The sequence below is a fragment of the Bradyrhizobium sp. SZCCHNRI3043 genome (assembly GCF_032377735.1).
In the GTDB taxonomy this organism is placed as follows: Bacteria; Pseudomonadota; Alphaproteobacteria; order Rhizobiales; family Xanthobacteraceae; genus Bradyrhizobium.
The window spans coordinates 111,735-128,114 of record NZ_JAUHID010000002.1 but is presented as its reverse complement, the minus strand read 5'-3'; the positions used below and the strand labels follow the sequence as shown (position 1 = coordinate 128,114).

17 protein-coding genes are annotated in these 16,380 nt (G+C 64.6%); 7 read left to right on the top strand and 10 right to left on the bottom strand.

The annotated features are described in order from the left end of the window. Nucleotides 1-189 precede the first annotated feature (189 nt). Nucleotides 190-843, bottom strand: coding sequence for a glutathione S-transferase family protein (locus QX124_RS06340; protein WP_315775945.1), 654 nt, complete (start codon nucleotides 841-843; stop codon nucleotides 190-192). A 191-nt stretch (nucleotides 844-1,034) separates the two neighbouring features. On the opposite strand from QX124_RS06340, the gene QX124_RS06335 reads away from it, so the two are divergent. Next, entirely contained in the window at nucleotides 1,035-2,255 is a 1,221-nt protein-coding gene (locus QX124_RS06335) for a polyhydroxyalkanoate depolymerase (RefSeq protein WP_315796679.1), read from the top strand. On the opposite strand, the gene QX124_RS06330 is transcribed toward QX124_RS06335, so the two are convergent. Next, complete coding sequence (locus QX124_RS06330; RefSeq protein ID WP_315796678.1) at nucleotides 2,245-3,288, bottom strand: AraC family transcriptional regulator; 1,044 nt, start codon at nucleotides 3,286-3,288, stop codon at nucleotides 2,245-2,247. The two genes, QX124_RS06335 and QX124_RS06330, sit on opposite strands and share 11 nt — an antisense overlap. A gap of 131 nt (nucleotides 3,289-3,419) precedes the next feature. Between QX124_RS06330 and QX124_RS06325 the strand changes: the two genes are divergently transcribed. From QX124_RS06325 to QX124_RS06315, 3 genes are all read left to right on the top strand, one after another. After that, nucleotides 3,420-3,869, top strand: a complete 450-nt coding sequence (locus tag QX124_RS06325) for a cupin domain-containing protein (RefSeq protein WP_315718048.1) — start codon at nucleotides 3,420-3,422, stop codon at nucleotides 3,867-3,869. Nucleotides 3,870-4,145: 276 nt separating this feature from the next. After that, complete coding sequence (locus QX124_RS06320) at nucleotides 4,146-5,633, top strand: flavin-containing monooxygenase (protein ID WP_315796677.1); 1,488 nt, start codon at nucleotides 4,146-4,148, stop codon at nucleotides 5,631-5,633. Nucleotides 5,634-5,794: 161 nt separating this feature from the next. Continuing rightward, the gene (locus tag QX124_RS06315) at nucleotides 5,795-6,589 is read left to right on the top strand and encodes a substrate-binding domain-containing protein (RefSeq protein ID WP_315796676.1); all 795 of its coding nucleotides are present in this window, start codon (nucleotides 5,795-5,797) and stop codon (nucleotides 6,587-6,589) included. A gap of 78 nt (nucleotides 6,590-6,667) precedes the next feature. Here QX124_RS06315 and QX124_RS06310 read toward each other — a convergent pair whose 3' ends face one another. The 4 genes from QX124_RS06310 to QX124_RS06295 form a co-directional block, all read right to left on the bottom strand. Further along, on the bottom strand, nucleotides 6,668-7,465 hold the full coding sequence (locus QX124_RS06310) for a transporter substrate-binding domain-containing protein (protein WP_315738623.1): 798 nt from the start codon (nucleotides 7,463-7,465) through the stop codon (nucleotides 6,668-6,670). Nucleotides 7,466-7,630: 165 nt separating this feature from the next. Next, nucleotides 7,631-7,864, bottom strand: a complete 234-nt coding sequence (locus QX124_RS06305; protein WP_315718042.1) for a hypothetical protein — start codon at nucleotides 7,862-7,864, stop codon at nucleotides 7,631-7,633. Nucleotides 7,865-8,028: 164 nt separating this feature from the next. Further along, nucleotides 8,029-8,952 carry a hypothetical protein gene (locus tag QX124_RS06300; RefSeq protein ID WP_315796675.1) on the bottom strand — a complete coding sequence of 308 codons (924 nt, stop codon included), beginning with the start codon at nucleotides 8,950-8,952 and terminating at the stop codon, nucleotides 8,029-8,031. 161 nt (nucleotides 8,953-9,113) lie between these two features. Beyond that, complete coding sequence (locus QX124_RS06295) at nucleotides 9,114-10,307, bottom strand: MFS transporter (protein ID WP_315796674.1); 1,194 nt, start codon at nucleotides 10,305-10,307, stop codon at nucleotides 9,114-9,116. Nucleotides 10,308-10,369: 62 nt separating this feature from the next. On the opposite strand from QX124_RS06295, the gene QX124_RS06290 reads away from it, so the two are divergent. Both QX124_RS06290 and QX124_RS06285 read left to right on the top strand, forming a co-directional pair. After that, nucleotides 10,370-11,176, top strand: coding sequence for a helix-turn-helix transcriptional regulator (locus QX124_RS06290; RefSeq protein ID WP_315796673.1), 807 nt, complete (start codon nucleotides 10,370-10,372; stop codon nucleotides 11,174-11,176). Nucleotides 11,177-11,302: 126 nt separating this feature from the next. Next, nucleotides 11,303-12,652 (top strand): malonyl-CoA decarboxylase, encoded by a 1,350-nt coding sequence (locus tag QX124_RS06285; protein ID WP_315775937.1) that lies wholly within the window; start codon nucleotides 11,303-11,305, stop codon nucleotides 12,650-12,652. Nucleotides 12,653-13,366: 714 nt separating this feature from the next. Here QX124_RS06285 and QX124_RS06280 read toward each other — a convergent pair. Then, the gene (locus tag QX124_RS06280; protein WP_315796672.1) at nucleotides 13,367-13,780 is read right to left on the bottom strand and encodes an SRPBCC family protein; all 414 of its coding nucleotides are present in this window, start codon (nucleotides 13,778-13,780) and stop codon (nucleotides 13,367-13,369) included. Nucleotides 13,781-13,927: 147 nt separating this feature from the next. On the opposite strand from QX124_RS06280, the gene QX124_RS06275 reads away from it, so the two are divergent. Further along, nucleotides 13,928-14,179, top strand: coding sequence for a hypothetical protein (locus QX124_RS06275; RefSeq protein ID WP_315796671.1), 252 nt, complete (start codon nucleotides 13,928-13,930; stop codon nucleotides 14,177-14,179). Nucleotides 14,180-14,348: 169 nt separating this feature from the next. On the opposite strand, the gene QX124_RS06270 is transcribed toward QX124_RS06275, so the two are convergent. The 3 genes from QX124_RS06270 to QX124_RS06260 form a co-directional block, all read right to left on the bottom strand. Beyond that, on the bottom strand, nucleotides 14,349-15,050 hold the full coding sequence (locus QX124_RS06270) for a hypothetical protein (RefSeq protein WP_315796670.1): 702 nt from the start codon (nucleotides 15,048-15,050) through the stop codon (nucleotides 14,349-14,351). Then, entirely contained in the window at nucleotides 15,040-15,570 is a 531-nt protein-coding gene (locus QX124_RS06265; protein ID WP_315796669.1) for a hypothetical protein, read from the bottom strand. The genes QX124_RS06270 and QX124_RS06265 overlap by 11 nt, the downstream gene beginning before the upstream one ends. A 258-nt stretch (nucleotides 15,571-15,828) precedes the next feature. Further along, complete coding sequence (locus QX124_RS06260; protein WP_315796668.1) at nucleotides 15,829-16,299, bottom strand: DUF4265 domain-containing protein; 471 nt, start codon at nucleotides 16,297-16,299, stop codon at nucleotides 15,829-15,831. Nucleotides 16,300-16,380 lie beyond the last annotated feature (81 nt).

The following is a 16,380-nucleotide window of genomic DNA, read 5'->3' as shown; positions in this document are numbered from 1 at the left end:
ACCGATTGCCAACAACCGGGTTTTGGCCGACGCCACACGGCAATGGTGACGTGCTGACAGCTCACGCCACGCGCCGCGAAGACGCAGATCCGGCTTCAAATTGAGCAGCACCTGCCCGTGGCATGAGCCGTTCTCGCCGGAGCCGGCGGCTGCAAAGGGCCGCGGGCACGGGCCGCTGACGGCAGGACCCTAGTACTCGACCTCCAGCTCCTCGATCTCCTCTGGCTCGGCCTTGGCGGCCTCGATCCATTGCTGCATCTCCGGCAGCGCCATGATCAGGTCGGCATAGGCCCTGAGCTGCGGCTCGAGCTTCACGTCATAAGTCACGAAGCGCGTCACCACCGGCGCATACATCGCATCCGCCATGCCGCGCCCGCCGAACAGAAATGGGCCGCCGGATCTGTCCAGGCAGTCGCGCCAGATCGCCCAGATGCGGTCGATGTCGGCCTGCGCCCGCGTCCAGACCTTGAAGCCCGGGAAGTGGCCCTTGAGATTGACCGGCAGCGACGCCCGCAGGGTCGTGAAGCCGGAATGGATCTCGCCCGAAATCGAGCGACAATGCGCGCGCTGAATGCGGTCGGCAGGCAGTAGGCCCGCCTCCGGAAAGGTCTCGTTGAGATACTCGCCGATCGCCAGCGTATCCCAGATCGTCGCACCATCGTGGCGCAGGCACGGCACCAGGATCGAGGACGACAGCAGCAGGATCTCGGCGCGCGCCGATGCGTCGTCCGGACCGACCACGACCTCGTCGAAATCGAGCCCGGAAAATTTTGCGAGCAGCCAGCCGCGCAGCGACCACGACGAGTAATTCTTGCTGCTGATGGTCAACGTCGCTTTGGCCATGTCGCCCCTACCCTCTTGCCGCTTTGCCGCTTGTCGTTCGCCCACCGTGCCGCTCGTGCGAGCGGCATCATGCGCGGAGCCGGATACGTCAGAGATTTCAGCGAGCAAGCGACATGCCAGTTTTTCAGGCAAGCCTCGGCCACTCTGGCTCCGATATTGCATACAGCAATGCATGTAATGGATCGGACGCGATGGCGCTACTGTACCAAGCCTATCAGAACCACATGGACCTGACCGAGCCTTGGCGCCAGAGCGCGGCAGCCGCCATGCGCTATCTCAACCTGATCCCATCAGGGCTATCCAGCCGCGCCATGCGGCGTCTGTCCGCCGCGCTCGAGCTGATCTCCCGCGCGGCCTTGACCTACGCTCGCCCGGCGTATGGCATCGACAGCGTGACGGTCGGCAACCGCGAGCTCGCCGTCACCGAAGAGGTCACGTTCGAGACGCCGTTCGGCTCGCTCCTGCACTTCAAGAAGGACGCTGCGCCGGATCAGCCCAAGGTGCTGCTGGTCGCGCCGATGTCCGGCCATTTCGCCACCCTGCTGCGCGGCACCGTGAAGACGCTACTGCAGGATCACGACGTCTACATCACAGACTGGCACAATCCGCGCGACATCCCGCGCGATCATGGCCGCTTCGGTCTGGAAGATTACACCGATCATCTCATCAGTTTTCTCAGCCAGCTCGGTCCGCGGCCGCACATGGTGGCGATCTGCCAACCGTCGGTCTCCGCGCTCGCGGCCACCGCCGTGATGTGCGAGGACAACCATCCGTCGCGCCCCGCCACCTTGACCTTGATGGCCGGACCGATCGACACGCGGATCCAGCCGACCAAGGTCAACGAGTTCGCCAAGAGCAAGCCGATCGACTGGTTCGAGGACAACCTGATCCACTACGTGCCCTTCCAGTGCAGGGGCGCGTTCCGCAAGGTCTATCCCGGCTTCGTGCAGCTCACGGCCTTCGTATCGATGAATCTCGAGCGCCATGTGAAACAGCACATGGATCTCGCCAATCATCTCGCCAAGGGTGAGGTCGAGAAGGCGGAGACCATCAAGACGTTCTACGACGAGTATTTCGCGGTCATGGACCTTCCCGCCGAGTTCTACATCGAGACCGTGCGCGACGTGTTCCAGGAGCATCTGCTGCCGCAGGGCAAGCTGATGCATCGCGGCCGTCCCGTCGATCCGAAAGCGGTCCGGCGTATCGGCCTGATGACGGTGGAAGGCGAGCGCGACGACATCTGCTCGATCGGACAGACGCTCTCGGCGCAGGACATCTGCACCAATGTACGTGCCTATCGCCGCGTCCATCACATGCAGGCCGGCGTCGGCCATTACGGCGTGTTCAGTGGCAAGAAGTGGAATAACGAGATCTATCCGCTGCTGCGGGATTTCGTTCACGTCAATTCGTGAAGCGGCCGCGCTGCACGCGTTGCAGTGTCGCCGACGGCGCCTCCCCGAACTTGTCGCGATAGGCACCCGCCATCCGCCCGAGATGGGTGAAGCCGAGGTCGAAGGCGATGTCGATGATCCGCGCCCCCGGCGGAGCCGCCATCAATTGCGCATTGAGCCGCGCCAGCCGGATGTCGAGCAGCATGTCGGAGATCGACATGCCGAAATGGCGGCGGAAGCCGCCCTGCAGCGCCCGGATCCCCACGCCTGACGACGCCGCGAGTTGCGCCAGATCGAGCGGTTCGGCTGCGTGCGCCGCCAGGAGATCTCGCGCCCGGCGGACGGCCTGCGGCAGCGTCTCGACCCGGCCGGAATGCAGCCTGATCGCCTCCGCCAGGCCATTGCCCGGCTGCTCGAACAGAATATCCAGCAGCGTCTCGCGCCAATTGGCTGCCGCAACCGATGGCAGGCCGCCCCCACCGCCGAGACGCTCGGCGAGGTCGGCGAGCCCAAGCATGTGAGCCCGGAGCCGCGAGCCATGACATCCCGACAGCGCGATCGCGGGATCGAATTCGATCGGTTGCACCGCGCGCCCGGACAGCGCGGCGGCGCGCTGTTCCACGAGACGGCGGTCGAGCAACAGGATCAACTGAGCGCAAGCGTCCCAGACCATGCGCGTGGGCAATGTCGGCGACAGCAGTGATGCTGCATGGTCTGGCGCCGTGGCGACCTCGCCGGCCCCGGCAAAGACCCGCGCGGTCCCCGCCAGCGGAAGCTGCAGCAGGAAGAAGCGGTCGAGACAGCCGGGATCGATGGTTACCGCACCGCCATAGGCGACGTAGTTGATGGAAAAGCCATCGAATGCCGCACAATTATGCAGAGCGAGGAAATCGCGCGCAGTATCCGCCTCCGGTTGCAGCCCATGCGGACAGAAGATGCGGCCTATTTGTTCAGCGGCCTCATCGACATCGTGCGTTGCAACACGGCCATAGGCTGTAAGCCGCGGCACAGCCGGTGACTTCCAACTACGATCAGCGGCTGCATCTGCAGTCATGGCCCACGTCGTCCGTCGAGATCGTTTGAAACCTATAATAATTAGCAACTGACGTCGAGGGATTCGTTTTCTGGATAGACTTGGCGTCGCCCTGGCTTGATCCTCCCATGCGTGCAGCAAGGAGATCCGCCATGATCACACTGGAAAAAGGCATCACGCGCGCAGGTACCGGCTATGCCGGCAAGACCTGGAATATCCTGGGTCAGCTCTATTATCCCAAGGCCGTCACCGACTCCACGTTCGCCTTCGAGACCAACAGCGAGCCCGGGCAGTTCGTGCCGGTTCACGTTCATCCCACCCAGGACGAGTTCATCCTGGTGCAGGAAGGCGTCCTCGACCTCAAGCTCGACGGCGTCTGGGTCAAGGCGAATGCCGGCGACCTCGTGCGCATGCCGCGCGGCATTCCGCATGGCTACTTCAACAAATCCGACAAGCCGGCGCGCGCGCTGTTCTGGGTCTCCCCGATGCAGAAGCTGGAGGCGCTGTTCAACATGCTGGACAATCTCGCCGACCCGGCCGAAGTGGTGCGGATCTCGGCGGAGCACGAGGTCGACTTCCTGCCGCCGGAGGCCAACGACTAGGCGGCAGCGCCGGACCTGGCGAGCGCTCCTCAATTGTTGCGGTACGGACGGCGCGCGATCATCGCTATCGGCCCGGTGCGCCTGCAGCATGAGCAACGGCTGCGCCTGAACGACATGCGATCGGAGAGATCCTTCTCGCCCTGATTTCGAAGCTGGCTTGTCCGTCGGCATCGCACATCTCGGTCGCGCCGGGCGACCTTCGTCACCATCAAACTCTTGCGGGCTCTTGCGGCGCGGCGGGTGCGCGGCCGCGCCGCCCGACAACAAGGAGGTCCCATGATCAATCGAAAGAATGTCTGTGTGATCGGCGCCGGCGTCTCCGGCCTGGCTGCAGCCAAAGCATTCGCCGCCCGCGGGCACGACGTCACCATCGTCGAGCGGAGCGCCGATCTCGGCGGCGTCTGGGAGCCCGCGCGATCCTATCCCGACGTGCAGACGCAGAGCCCCAAGGAGCTCTATCGCTACACCGACAAGGCGATGCCGGATCACTACCCCGAATGGCCGAAGGGACCGCAGGTCTATGCCTATCTTGCCGACTACGCGAAGTCCCACGACCTCATCCGCCTGATGCGGTTGAACACGACCGTCCTTGCGATGCAGCGCCGCAGTGACGGCAAGCCTGGATGGAGCCTCGACCTCAAGACCGGAGACCGAACGAGCCGGGAGGATTTCGATTTCGTCGCCGTCTGCACCGGTCAGTTCAACGAGCCGCAGACGTTGTCGCTTGCCGGCGAAGATCAGTTCGCGGCCGCCGGCGGCTTGATCCTGCATTCCTCGAAATACAACGATGCCGCGCTCACGAGGGGGCGCGACGTGGTGGTCCTCGGCGGCTCGAAATCGGCAACCGACATCGCGGTCAACGCCGTGCGCTCCGGCGCGCGCTCGGTCACGATCGTGCTTCGTGAAGCGGTGTGGCGCATTCCCTACTTCATCGGCGGTCTGATCAACTTCAAGCGCATCCTCTATATCCGCGCCCAGGAGCAGATGTTCCCAAGCTGGGGCATCGGCCCGCTCTCGCGCCTTGCCCATCTGCTGGCCAAGCCGCTCGTCTGGGCCAATTGGCGCGGCCTGGAGAGCCTGCTCAAGACGCAGTTGAAGCTCGCCAAATGCAACATGGTGCCGAACGGCAGGATCGAGGACGGCGTGAACTGCTCCGTCCCGATCGCGACGCCCGACTTCTTCCCGATGGTCGCAGACGGCCGGATCAAGGCTGTCTACGGCACCTTCGGCCACTACGAGCCGAACACCATCGTGACCAGCGACGGTGAACGAATTCCGGCCGACGTCGCGATCCTCGCCATCGGCTACAAGCTCGGGGTCCCGTTCCTGTCGGCAGCCGACCGCGCCAGACTGGTCGATCCGGACGGGCAGTACCGGCTCTATCGGCTGATCGCCAATCCCGATCTTCCCGACATGGGGTTCGTCGGCTTCAATTCGAGCTTCTGCACCGTGCTCTGCGCGGACATGGCCGCCAACTGGCTGGTGCGGTATGCCGACAAACAGCTGGCGCATCAACCGAGCGAGCGCGAGATGCGCGACAACATCGAGATGATGCTGCATTTCAAGCGGATCGAGCGCCCTGCCGCGGGCGTCTATGGCGGACTTTGCGTCGCGCCCTATCACTTCAAGCATTTCGACGAACTGCTTGCAGACATCGGCGCCCAGCGCCGACGGCGCAACCCGTTGGCCGAGATGTTCACGCCGCCCGATGCGGACGCGTATAACGACTTTCTCGCATCCGCGCCGGCCTATCAGGCCGGCTGAGGTGGCGGCGAGCAGCCTCGCCACACTACTAACACAGTGACGCCGCAAGCGAGACGCATTGCAGGGACGGCCGTATGCGCCGACGCCGGCGCTGGCCTTCCTGGCAAGGCCGGGCTATCCAAAGCGCCCCCGGCCTCCAGCCGTTCGCCTCGGAGCCTGCCATGATACTCTCGCCCCATCTCCGCATCATCGGTCTCGCCGCTTCGGCCGCGTTCCTCCTGACCACCGCGGCCCAAGCTGCAGAAGTCCACGTCATGATCTCCGGCGGCATGACCGCTGCGTTCAAATCCCTGGTGCCGGAGTTCGAGCGGCGCTCGGGTCACAAGGTCACGATTGCCTACGGCCCGTCGATGGGAACGACCACGAATGCGATTCCCGTTCGCCTCGAGCGCGGCGAACCTGCCGATGTCCTCATCATGGTGGGCTACGCGCTCAGCGATCTCACCACCAAGGGCAAGGTGATGCCGGATAGCCGTGCGGACCTCGCCAATTCGCCGATCGGCGTCGCGGTCAAGTCGGGGATGCCGCATCCCGATATTTCGAACGCGGAAGCCGTGAAGCGCATGCTGATCGCCGCCAAGACCATCGCCTATTCGGACAGCGCCAGCGGCGTCTACGTCTCGACCGAGATGTTCGACAAGCTTGGCGTCAAGGACGAGATGAAAGGCAAGGCGCGGATGATTCCGGCCACTCCCGTCGGCGAGATCGTCGCCCAGGGCGAAGCGGAGATCGGCTTTCAGCAGATCAGCGAGCTCAAGCCGGTGAAGGGCATCGACATCGTCGGGCCGCTGCCGGCCGGACTGCAGAAGATCACCGTGTTCTCCGCCGGCATTGCCACGGACGCCAAGGAGCCGGAGGCCGGCAAGGCGCTCATCAAGTTCCTGGAATCACCGGACGCGCGTCATGTCATCACGGAAAGCGGCCTCGATCCGATCGTGAGGCGGGCGCCGAACTGACGCCGAAGGGTGCCGGCTGAGACGATGGTTCTCCCCCGCCTGTGGCGTGGGAGAGTTCGGCAGGCAGCGTCGGTGCGCCTACTGGGTGAGCAAAGTCGATTCGCTCAGATTGTTGGCGCCGTAGGCTTTCTTGAGCAGGCCGTTCGCCTTGGAATCCGTCATGAACTTGGTGACGAAGGCCAGCGACTGCGGATGCTTCAGCGGCACCGCAACCGCGGTATCCGTCTTCTTGAAGGTCTCGGCGAGCACCTTGGTGCCGGAAATCTGCTTGGTGATGAGATTCAGTTGATCGCGCGCCAGCGCGAGCGCGTCGATCTCGCCGGCGCTGAGCAACGCGTAGACTTCCTCGTAGGACTTGAAGCCGGTGACGGTCGCCTTCTTCAGGAAGGCCTTGGCACCGCGCAGCACGGTCGTGTCGTTGATGGCCGCAACCTCGGTGCCTGCCTGGTCCAGCGCCGCGATGTTGGCAACGTCGAGACCGGCGCGGATGATGAAGGTGGTCTCGACCGAATCGTAGACCGGACCGAAGGAGACCTTGGTTTCGCGCTCCGCGTCCTTCGGCATGAAGGCCACATCCCAGACGCCCCGAGCAGCTTCATCGGTGATCGCATTGGAATTCGGATGCTCGACGAACTCGACGGGCACACCGACCTGCGCGGCCATCGCCTTGCCCAGTTCGACCGGAACGCCTGAATAGCCGCTGTCCGACTTGACGCACCAGAACGCACCGCCGGCGGGGCCAACGGCAATGGCGACGCGAAGCTTGCCCGTCGGCGCGATTTCTTCCTTCAAGCCGGCTGCGCCCGCGGCGTGGCCGGCAAACGTGACTACCGCAGCTACCAGGGCTGCGTCACGCAGCCAGCGCCAAAACGCCATGGCCCTCTCCCATTGGATTGCAAGTTGGATACGAGCCGCACCTTGCCGGGAGCACCGTTAAATACAGCTTACCTCGCTTACGCAAAGCAGCATGCGACGCGCAAAACTTGCGCGTCGCAATTGCGGTTTCAAATAACTCGATACCGAAAACCGACTAAGCGTCGCTTAAACGCAGCGGCGAACCGCGACGCCATTGACGATCACCGTGCGGCACGCCGCGGCCGCCACCGGCGGCTTGCGAACCACCACGGCGCCCGCCGCACCGGCGCAGCCGGCCCGCACGACGCCGCGTGCGCAGACCACGGCATTGGCATCCGACATCGACACGAACGGCATCGCCGCCAGGATGAACAATCCGCACAGCGTGGAAATAATGGCACGTGAAACAATGGCGCTCATCTTCAAACTCCTGATCATGATCTGATTGGTCAAATATCCACCCCGTCGCGACCTTGCCTGGGACCTCCCCGCCCGACAACTGGGACAATTTGGGTGGATTCGCTTTCGTGTGCGTCCTCGCGGGCACGGCGGTGGTAACTGTGAACGGCGGCAGCCGCCCTGCATCAGCGATTGGCCGCAAACTGCGCGAGCATGCCCTTGCAGCCAGGTGTCAGCGCGCCGGCATTGGCCGCGAGGCACTGCGCAATCCGGCCGCCGCCCGGCTCGATGCCGCTGCACAACGCCCGCGCGTCCGCGCCGCACGCGGCCCTCACGATGCGCAACTCCTCGAGCGGCCGCAGCGGTCGCAACACCAGCGCCGGCGCCGCTGGTCCAGGGGTGGTTGTCGCCGCGGGCGAGGCAACAGCCGCAGTCGCCGTCGATGTCCCGGTCGACGCGGCACCACCGCTCGAAGCCGCCATGGCCTGAGCGCAGGGAGCGGACACCTTGGCCTTGTTCTGCTCCAGGCATTGCAGCGCCGCCGCGCCGCCCGGCGGCACGCTGCTGCACACCTTGCGGTAATCGGAGCCGCAGGCACTTCGGATCGCGGCAACCTGCGCCTCGCTCGGCTTGACCGCAGGCACCGACGCAGCCGGCTTGGCCGCAGCCGTGGCGGACTGGGCAGGCACGGCCGGGACGGACGCGGCCGGCTGCGCCGCAACCTTCGGAGGCTCGGCGGGAGGCTTGCTCGCCTCGGCCGCGGCCGGCCTGCTCTCGGCCGGTGGCGCCGAATCCGGCTTGGCTTGCACGACCGGCTTGGCCTCTGCCGCAGGTTTGGCTTCTGCCGCGGGCTTGGTCTCCGCGGCAGGCTCGAGCGCCTTGACCGCCGTCTGACAAGATGAGGACAGGCTCGCGATGTTCTTCTGCAGGCATTGGAACGCCGCCGTGCCGCCGGGCGGCACGCTCGCGCATTTCGACATGTAGTCCGACCGGCATGCCGACTTGATCGCGTTGCGCTGCGCATCGCTCTGCGCCAGCGCCTCCGTTGCAGCAAGGCCGGCCGCCGCGACCATCCCGAGCACCAGCATTCTCCTGAAGCGATTGATCATCGATCGATCCTCAATGGTGTCGTGCTTCAATCTCTCGTCGCCACCGCGGTCGCCTGCATGGTGGCCAATCAGATCTCATCAGTATCAGCACGCGCATATCGGCCCAGGCTGCGCCGGCAGCGCGTGCCTGGCAATTGGGAAAATTTGGGTGGATCGCATTCTCACTCCGCCGGCGCCTCCCGCAGCGCCGGCTGCGCCGCCGGAAGCTCCGGCGGCAGGATCAGCGCGGCGATGATCGCAACCAGGCAGAGCACGGCGAAGGCCTGCAGCATGGTGACGAAGCCGCCGCGCTCATACAGCCAGGCGACCAGGCCGACCGAGGCGCCTGCCGCGGTGAAGCCGACGAAGTAGCGCACCGCATAGGCGCGCGAGCGCCATTCCTCGGCGGTGTACTTGCCGACCATCGCGTCGTTGACCGTGACCTGCCCGAACGCGCCCATGACGATGCCGATCGAGGCCACGATCAGCGCCCAGTCGCGCGCATCGGCGGCGAGATAGAGCAGCGGCGCCAGCACCAGCGACAGCGGCAGCGCGATCGTCTTCAGCGCGTGGCGATCGAGCAGCCGGCCGATCGTATACTGCGTCATCGCGCCGAACACGTAGACGCCGGCCGCGATCACGCCGAGCAGCGCCGGGCTCTGCGTCAACCCGGCCAGCCGCTCCGCGAACAGCTTTGGCAGCGCCACGGTGATCGCGTTGAACGTCGTGGAGATCGCGATCACCACCAGCAGCAGCGCGAGCACCACGCGCCACATCTGGTCGCGCGCGACACGGGCCTGCGCCGCGGCCTGCTTCGATCCGCGGCGGTCCTCATGCACGACCGACAGCGCGAACACCACGCCGATCGCCACCGTGATCACCCCGGGTACGATGAAGGCGAAGCGCCAGCCGAGATATTGCCCGACCACGCCGGTGACCAGCACCGACGAGGCGACGCCGAGATTTCCGAACACGCCGTTCAGCCCCATGTCGCGACCGAGCCGGTCGGCGTAGGACACCAGCATCGCGGTTCCCACCGGGTGATAGATCGAGGCGAACAGACCGATCGAAAGCAGCGCCGCGCCGAGCTGCCACGGCGTCTGCACCAGGCCGACCGAGATCATCGACAGGCCGATGCCGAGATAGAAGATCAGCATCATGTGCCGCCGGCTCCAGCGGTCGCCGAGCCAGCCGGTCAGGAGCGACCCGGCGCCGAAGGCGATGAAGCCCGGCGTCGCATAGGGCAAGAGGTCCGCATAGGCCATGCCGAGCGCCGGGCCCATGATGATGACCGCGGCTGCGAAGATCAGCATCGCATAATGGTCGATGAAATGGGCCGCGTTGACGAAGCCGATGACGCGGCGGGCGCTGTTCATGGGAGCTGTCCTCGATTCCTGACGGATCGGTTATAGTCGACGCGACCAACGAGAAGCCGCCAATGACCATCGTGGACACGCCATTGAAGCCGCTCGGCGCCGACCGGGTGACGACCGAGCCCGGCGTCCATCTGATCGCGCGCCTCTATCACAAGGGCGCGCGGCTCGATCCGCACATGCACCGCGAATCCCAGTTGATCTACGCCTCGCGCGGCACGATGCAGGTGACGACGCCGCGGGGACGCTGGCTGGTGCCACCGGACCGCGCGGTCTGGGTGCCCGCGCGCCATGGCCACGCCATCGACATGCTGGCCGACAGCCAGATGCGGACGCTGTATTTCGAGCTGGACTGGCTGAAGCGGGAGACGCGGGGCGCGCGGCTCGACCGCGAGTTCGTGGTGCAGGTCTCGCCGCTGCTGCACCAGGCGATCCTGGCGCTGTTCGCGGCGGACGGCGGGCCCGAGCGCACGGCGCTGCTGGTGCGGCTCGCTCTGCTCGAGTTGCGCCGCGCCGAGGATTCCTCGACCTTCATCCCCTTGCCGCAGGATCCGCGCGCACGCCGTGCCGCCCAGCTCGTCCTCGCCTCTCCCGCGAGCGAGCAAGACCTGGCGACCCTGGCGGGCAAGGTCGGCAGCTCGGCCCGCACCCTGTCGCGGCTGTTCGCGGCGGAGACGCGGCTGAGCTTCAAGGCGTGGTGCCAGCGTGCCCGGATCGCCGCCGCGATCGAGCGGCTGTCCACCGACCGTCACCTCTCCGTCAAGCAGCTCGCCGCCGATCTCGGCTATGCCAGCGTGCCGGCGTTTTCGCATGCCTTCAGGCAGGTCACCGGCCGCACTCCGACCGAATTCGCGGAGCAGACAGGTGCATGACACGCCGGCCGCATATGCGCGCCGCGACGGCGGCGTTGACGATTTGTTATGTTTGAATGTGACCAGCTTTGCCATAAATCCATGTAACATCGCCCTCATCACGCTCTGGGATTCGACCGACATCAGATGGCCAATGCCTTTTTCACCGACCTGATCACCACAATTTCCGAGCGAGGCCGGACGCTGCTGCGCGGCGGCGGCGCTCCTGTCGAGAAGCACGATGCGACGAGCCTGGCCGAGCTGTGCGAGGCGCTGGTGTCCGGCGCCGGCGAAGCCTCGGGCACGGCGATGGCCCGCGACGTGCTCGACGGCTATCACGATCTCGACCCCGAGGGGCGCAAGGCGTTCTTCACCGCGCTGGTCCATGATTTCGGGCCCGACAAGGCCAGGCTCGCCAAGGCGATCGACGACTGGCGTGCGGCGCCATCGGACGAAGGCGCGAGCGCGCTGCATTTCGCCTCCGAGCCGCGCCGGCAGGAGCTGATCCGCCGGCTCAACCGCGCGCCGGGCGGCACGCCCGAGCTGGTGGCGATGCGCACCGATCTCCTGGATCTGTTGAAGGCCAATCCGGAACTCGCCGCGCTCGATCGTGACGTGGTGCATCTCTTGAGCTCGTGGTTCAATAGGGGGTTTCTCGTGCTGCGTAAGATCGACTGGTCGACGCCGGCGAACATTCTGGAGCAGATCATCCGCTACGAGGCGGTGCATGAGATCCACGACTGGGACGATCTGCGCCGCCGCATCGATCCGGTCGATCGCCGCTGCTACGCCTTCTTCCATCCGGCGATGCCCGACGCGCCCTTGATCTTCGTCGAGATCGCGCTGACCGAGACGATCCCCGGCGCCATCGCGCCGCTGCTCGCGGTCGACCGTCCGCCGGTGCCGGCCGACCGCGCCCGCACCGCCGTGTTCTATTCGATCTCCAACACCCAGCGCGGGCTCGGCGGCATCTCGTTCGGCAACTTCCTGATCAAGCAAGTGGTGGAGGAGTTGAGGCGCGAGCTGCCGAAGCTCGACACCTTCGTGACCTTGTCGCCGGTGCCGGGCTTCATGAATTGGCTGAAGTCGACGGCCGATGCGACCGAAGAGGATCGCAACGTGCTCAAGCTCCTGAACGAGCCGCGCTGGGTCGAGGACGCCGAGATGTCCGCCGAGCTGCGCCCCGTGATCGAGCCGCTCGCCGCGCACTACTTCCTGAGGGCGCGCACGTCGAAGGGAAAGGTGATCGATCCCGTCGCGCGCTTCCACCTCGGCAACGGCGCGAGGCTCGAGCGCATCAACTGGCTCGGCGACCTCTCGTCCAAGGGACAGCGCGAATCCGCGACCGTGATGGTGAACTACCTGTATCGGCTCGAGGACATCGAGAAGAACCACGAAGCCTATGCCAATGACGGCGAGGTCGTCGCCTCCAGCGCGGTCAAGAAGCTGCTGCGCGCCGAGGGCCGGCGGCTGCTGGATATGCGGCTGTCGTCGTAATTGGTCCCCTATACGGCGCATGGGACGAACCACGCGAACCACAAAGTCAGTGTCATCCCGGCGAACGCCGGGATCCATAACCCCAGGACGTGATTTGGGGCGGACTCGTCGTTAGACCTCGCGTCCCACATCCGCCGCGGAGTATGGGTCCCGGCGTTCGCCGGGACGATGCTGTGGGAAAACCGCTTTCACATCTCAAACAGCTGGAGGACGTGCGACCGCGGCCTCGCGGCGCCTGACGCCCGAGTGCTGCGAAACACGTCACCCTCATCAAATACAGAGGGCGCAGGGAAGACCGGGTGCTGGCCGCAACCCATGGCCCCCGTGCGTGAGAAAGTGCACGGGGCAGGAACCACAGGTACGACCGGTGCATTCCGGCCTTCCCTGCGCGATGGTTTGAACGGTGTCCTTCGTGCTCTCCCTGGGGATCGGCGTTCTTGCCCCCATCGCCCGGGCGTGCCGTCAAGCAACGCTTGCGGACTTGACCTCAGCGTCGAGAGGTCAGGACCACACGACTTCTCCGTCCGCACAGACGCCGGTCGTCTACCGACATCTCCACGGCCACCGCATCCCTGCCCCGACGTTCGTGACGACGCGTACGCCCCTCTGCGAAAAGGACAGGACACGCGCATAATTGCTGATTTTCGGAATTTGTCAAGGTGAAAGATTCGGGCGCCGCTCGCGGCGCCCGCCGGGACCTCGGCCCCCTCGTCCTCACGACGCCTTCTTCGCCTCCACGTGCCGTGCAAAACTGTCGAGAATGGCCTGCCAGCCGCCCTGCTGCTGCTCGACTGAATGAGTCGTTTCGGCATCGAAGGCGACGCGAACGACAACGCCATTCGGGCCGGGCTCGAAGTGGACCTCGGCCTTCCGGTCGCCGAAGGCGTATTCGATCAGCTTGTGGTCGACGATCTTCGTGTAGGTGCCGGCGAAGTCGAAGCCCATGCTGCCGTCCTTGGCCTCCATCCGCGACGAGAACGCGCCGCCCTCTCTCAGGTCGACCGTGGCCTTGGTCGTATGCCAATCGTCGGAGGCCGCGTTCCACTTCACGATGTCGGCCGGCGTCGTATAGGCACGCCAAACCTGATCGATCGGGGCTGCGACGGTGGTTTGGACGGTGATCCTCATGATTATTGCTCCAGGTTCGAGTTCGACGGCTCACTGCATGCGTGCAGCATTTGTGTTCGCCCCAAGGACGATCCAGACTGGCCAGTCCCGACAGATGGCAAGAGAATTCTTGCGTCCCGGGGACAGCCCATTGTCGGAGATGTTTGGATGGGGAAAGCCACACGAGCAGGGTTCATCGGCGTCGCAGGCCTGATCGGCTTCGCGCTGGGGGCCGCCATGCTTGGATACGCTGCTCTGGCCATCGGCTTTTTCGCTCTCAGTTTCGCGCCGGGAGGCATTCACAGCGACTGGAGCATCGTCGTGCTGTTGGGCATCGTGGCTGGCGTGGGTCTGGGCAGCCTCTTAGGAACTTGGGCAGCCGTACGGCTCGCCAAACTCCTGCTGAGGGAGAAGCCATAGCAGCGCGGCCGGATGATACGGGAGGGTCTGGAAACGGCCCTCCGTAAAGGAGAAGGCTGCGGGTCTGTGATCAGCGATCCGGCTTCAAGAATTGCGGAACTGATGCTCGACGACTACGTCTACGCCGCGCGACGGACGGACGCGACTGCTTCTATTCCGGCATTGCCGCTCATCGATGTGCAGAACATGCATCAGGGTCCAAAAGCAGGGAAACTTTCGACACCTTGCCGGAAAGAATATCGTCAAGATATGACTTGAATTCGGTGGTGAGATCTCCGAGCCCGAGGATCCGTTGGAGAACGAGCCTGACGTCAGGCCCGGTCGTGTTGCAGATGATCGCATCGGGGGGAAATGGCCAAAGCGCCAATTCGATATCTCGCGACGAGATCTGGTCCCGCTCACGCAGATCGACCATCTTCTGAAGAAAGCTGATGAACTCGGACCTGCCGAGTTCGCGCATCGACCACAGGGAGATGGCGCGATGAATGGGGGTCTGCTTCGGGTCAGAAACCAGCCGAAGACAAAAATCCGGATACCGTGCGCTCAGTTGCTGCAGCTTCTTGAAGCTCTTGAGGGGCGGCCAGGGCTTGGGGGGCCCGCTTAGAATGATGCCCAGGATCGGCGATACCGCCGGCCCCAGCTCACCCTCGACGACACCGATCTGATCGACATAGGCCTGGTAGCTGTCTGCCTCGGTTGGACCATTGGTCTCGCGCCGATCGGCCCGCGCACGATCGTCTCCTCCGGCAAGGAGGCAACCGACGCATAGCATCAGACACAAGACAAGGTGACGCAGCGGCCGCACCGGGCGTCGACGCAAGCGGCCATCACGCAATGGCGCTTCGGAACCACGTCGCCGGCTAGTCGACACGGAGCCCTCGTGCGGCCAGGGCCTCGATCAAATACGGACGGCGCTCGTCGACCCACTCGACGCATTGTTCAGGGATGAGGCGGAGGCCGGCATCGACCATGTGCACCATCGGGCGCGGGACCCACGCCAGGATGTAGCTGGCCTCGTGGTCCTCCTGGAGATAAGCTACCCACGTATCCCATGGCGGGACATTGCCGTCCGTGAAGAAGCCGTCCGTCTCGCTAGCGGCGACACCGCAATCGAGACTGCCGTCCGGAAAGAACGCCAGCAGCCGGCCGTGAAAGCTGTAGATCTTCGGGAAGGTGATGGTGCCGCCACCGAGGCGGCAACGCCGCTGCTCGGCGACCGACTGAACCGAGGCCTTGCGCGTTCGGCTGCCGAATTCGGGCGCGATGTCGGCGCTGCGGAATGTCGTCGCGGGCCACCACGGGCGCGGGCGCGAGCTGCACCAGGCGATTGTTTCGGCCAGGTGCGGGATGACCTGGTCCAGGGTGTGGCCGTTTTCGGGATCGAGGTTCATGGTGGGCTCGTGTCGTTCCGATCAATCGTCGAGAACATCAACTGGCTCTGGCCGCCTGTCCAGCGCAGCTTCGCCGAGTCCGTTCATCATTGCTCTCTGCGCCACGCTTGCGCTTCGATCCATAGCCCTGCGGCGGCAGAACGACCTTCACCTCCTCGGGTGTTCGGTGACGCAGCAGCAAATTGGTCGCATGACGTTGTCGATTTTTGACGAAGAGTCTCGTGCATTGCTATCGCAATCCCGCCATCGCCATCGAAATCAATGCGCCCACCAGTTTGTGAAGTTGCCATGATCGTCGTACACGTTCCCGAACTCCCATTGAACGGCGGGACCAACCACCAAATTCATGATTGACTTGATCTTGTCTAGACCGAGACCGATATGAAGACTGAGAAGCAGGAGTGAGGCATCCTCACTGTTCTTTCCCACTTCGTACTTTCCATTCTCAGAAAGAACCGCATCGATCACCGCGTGCACGTCGGACCTATCAAGTGGTCCCTCGATGAAGACGCGAATAGACACTTGCCCGCTTCGCGACACGACCTCGAAGCGACCGGAATTCGGGTCGACAATTCTGACGATATCGTCCAATGCGACATCATAGGCGAACCCAGGAATGCTCCGGATTACATATTCCCCGTCCTGCCGCGTCATTTCCGCGAGCACGACTTCTCGCTTCATAGGCCCGGACACTGCGGCGATCGGCAGGCGTAGCAGCCGCTCCTCCATATCTACTCCCTCCCGCTACGGTCCACAGCTTCTGCTTAGCGATCGCCACTGGTGTTCGATAGGACGGCCATACATTCAGTT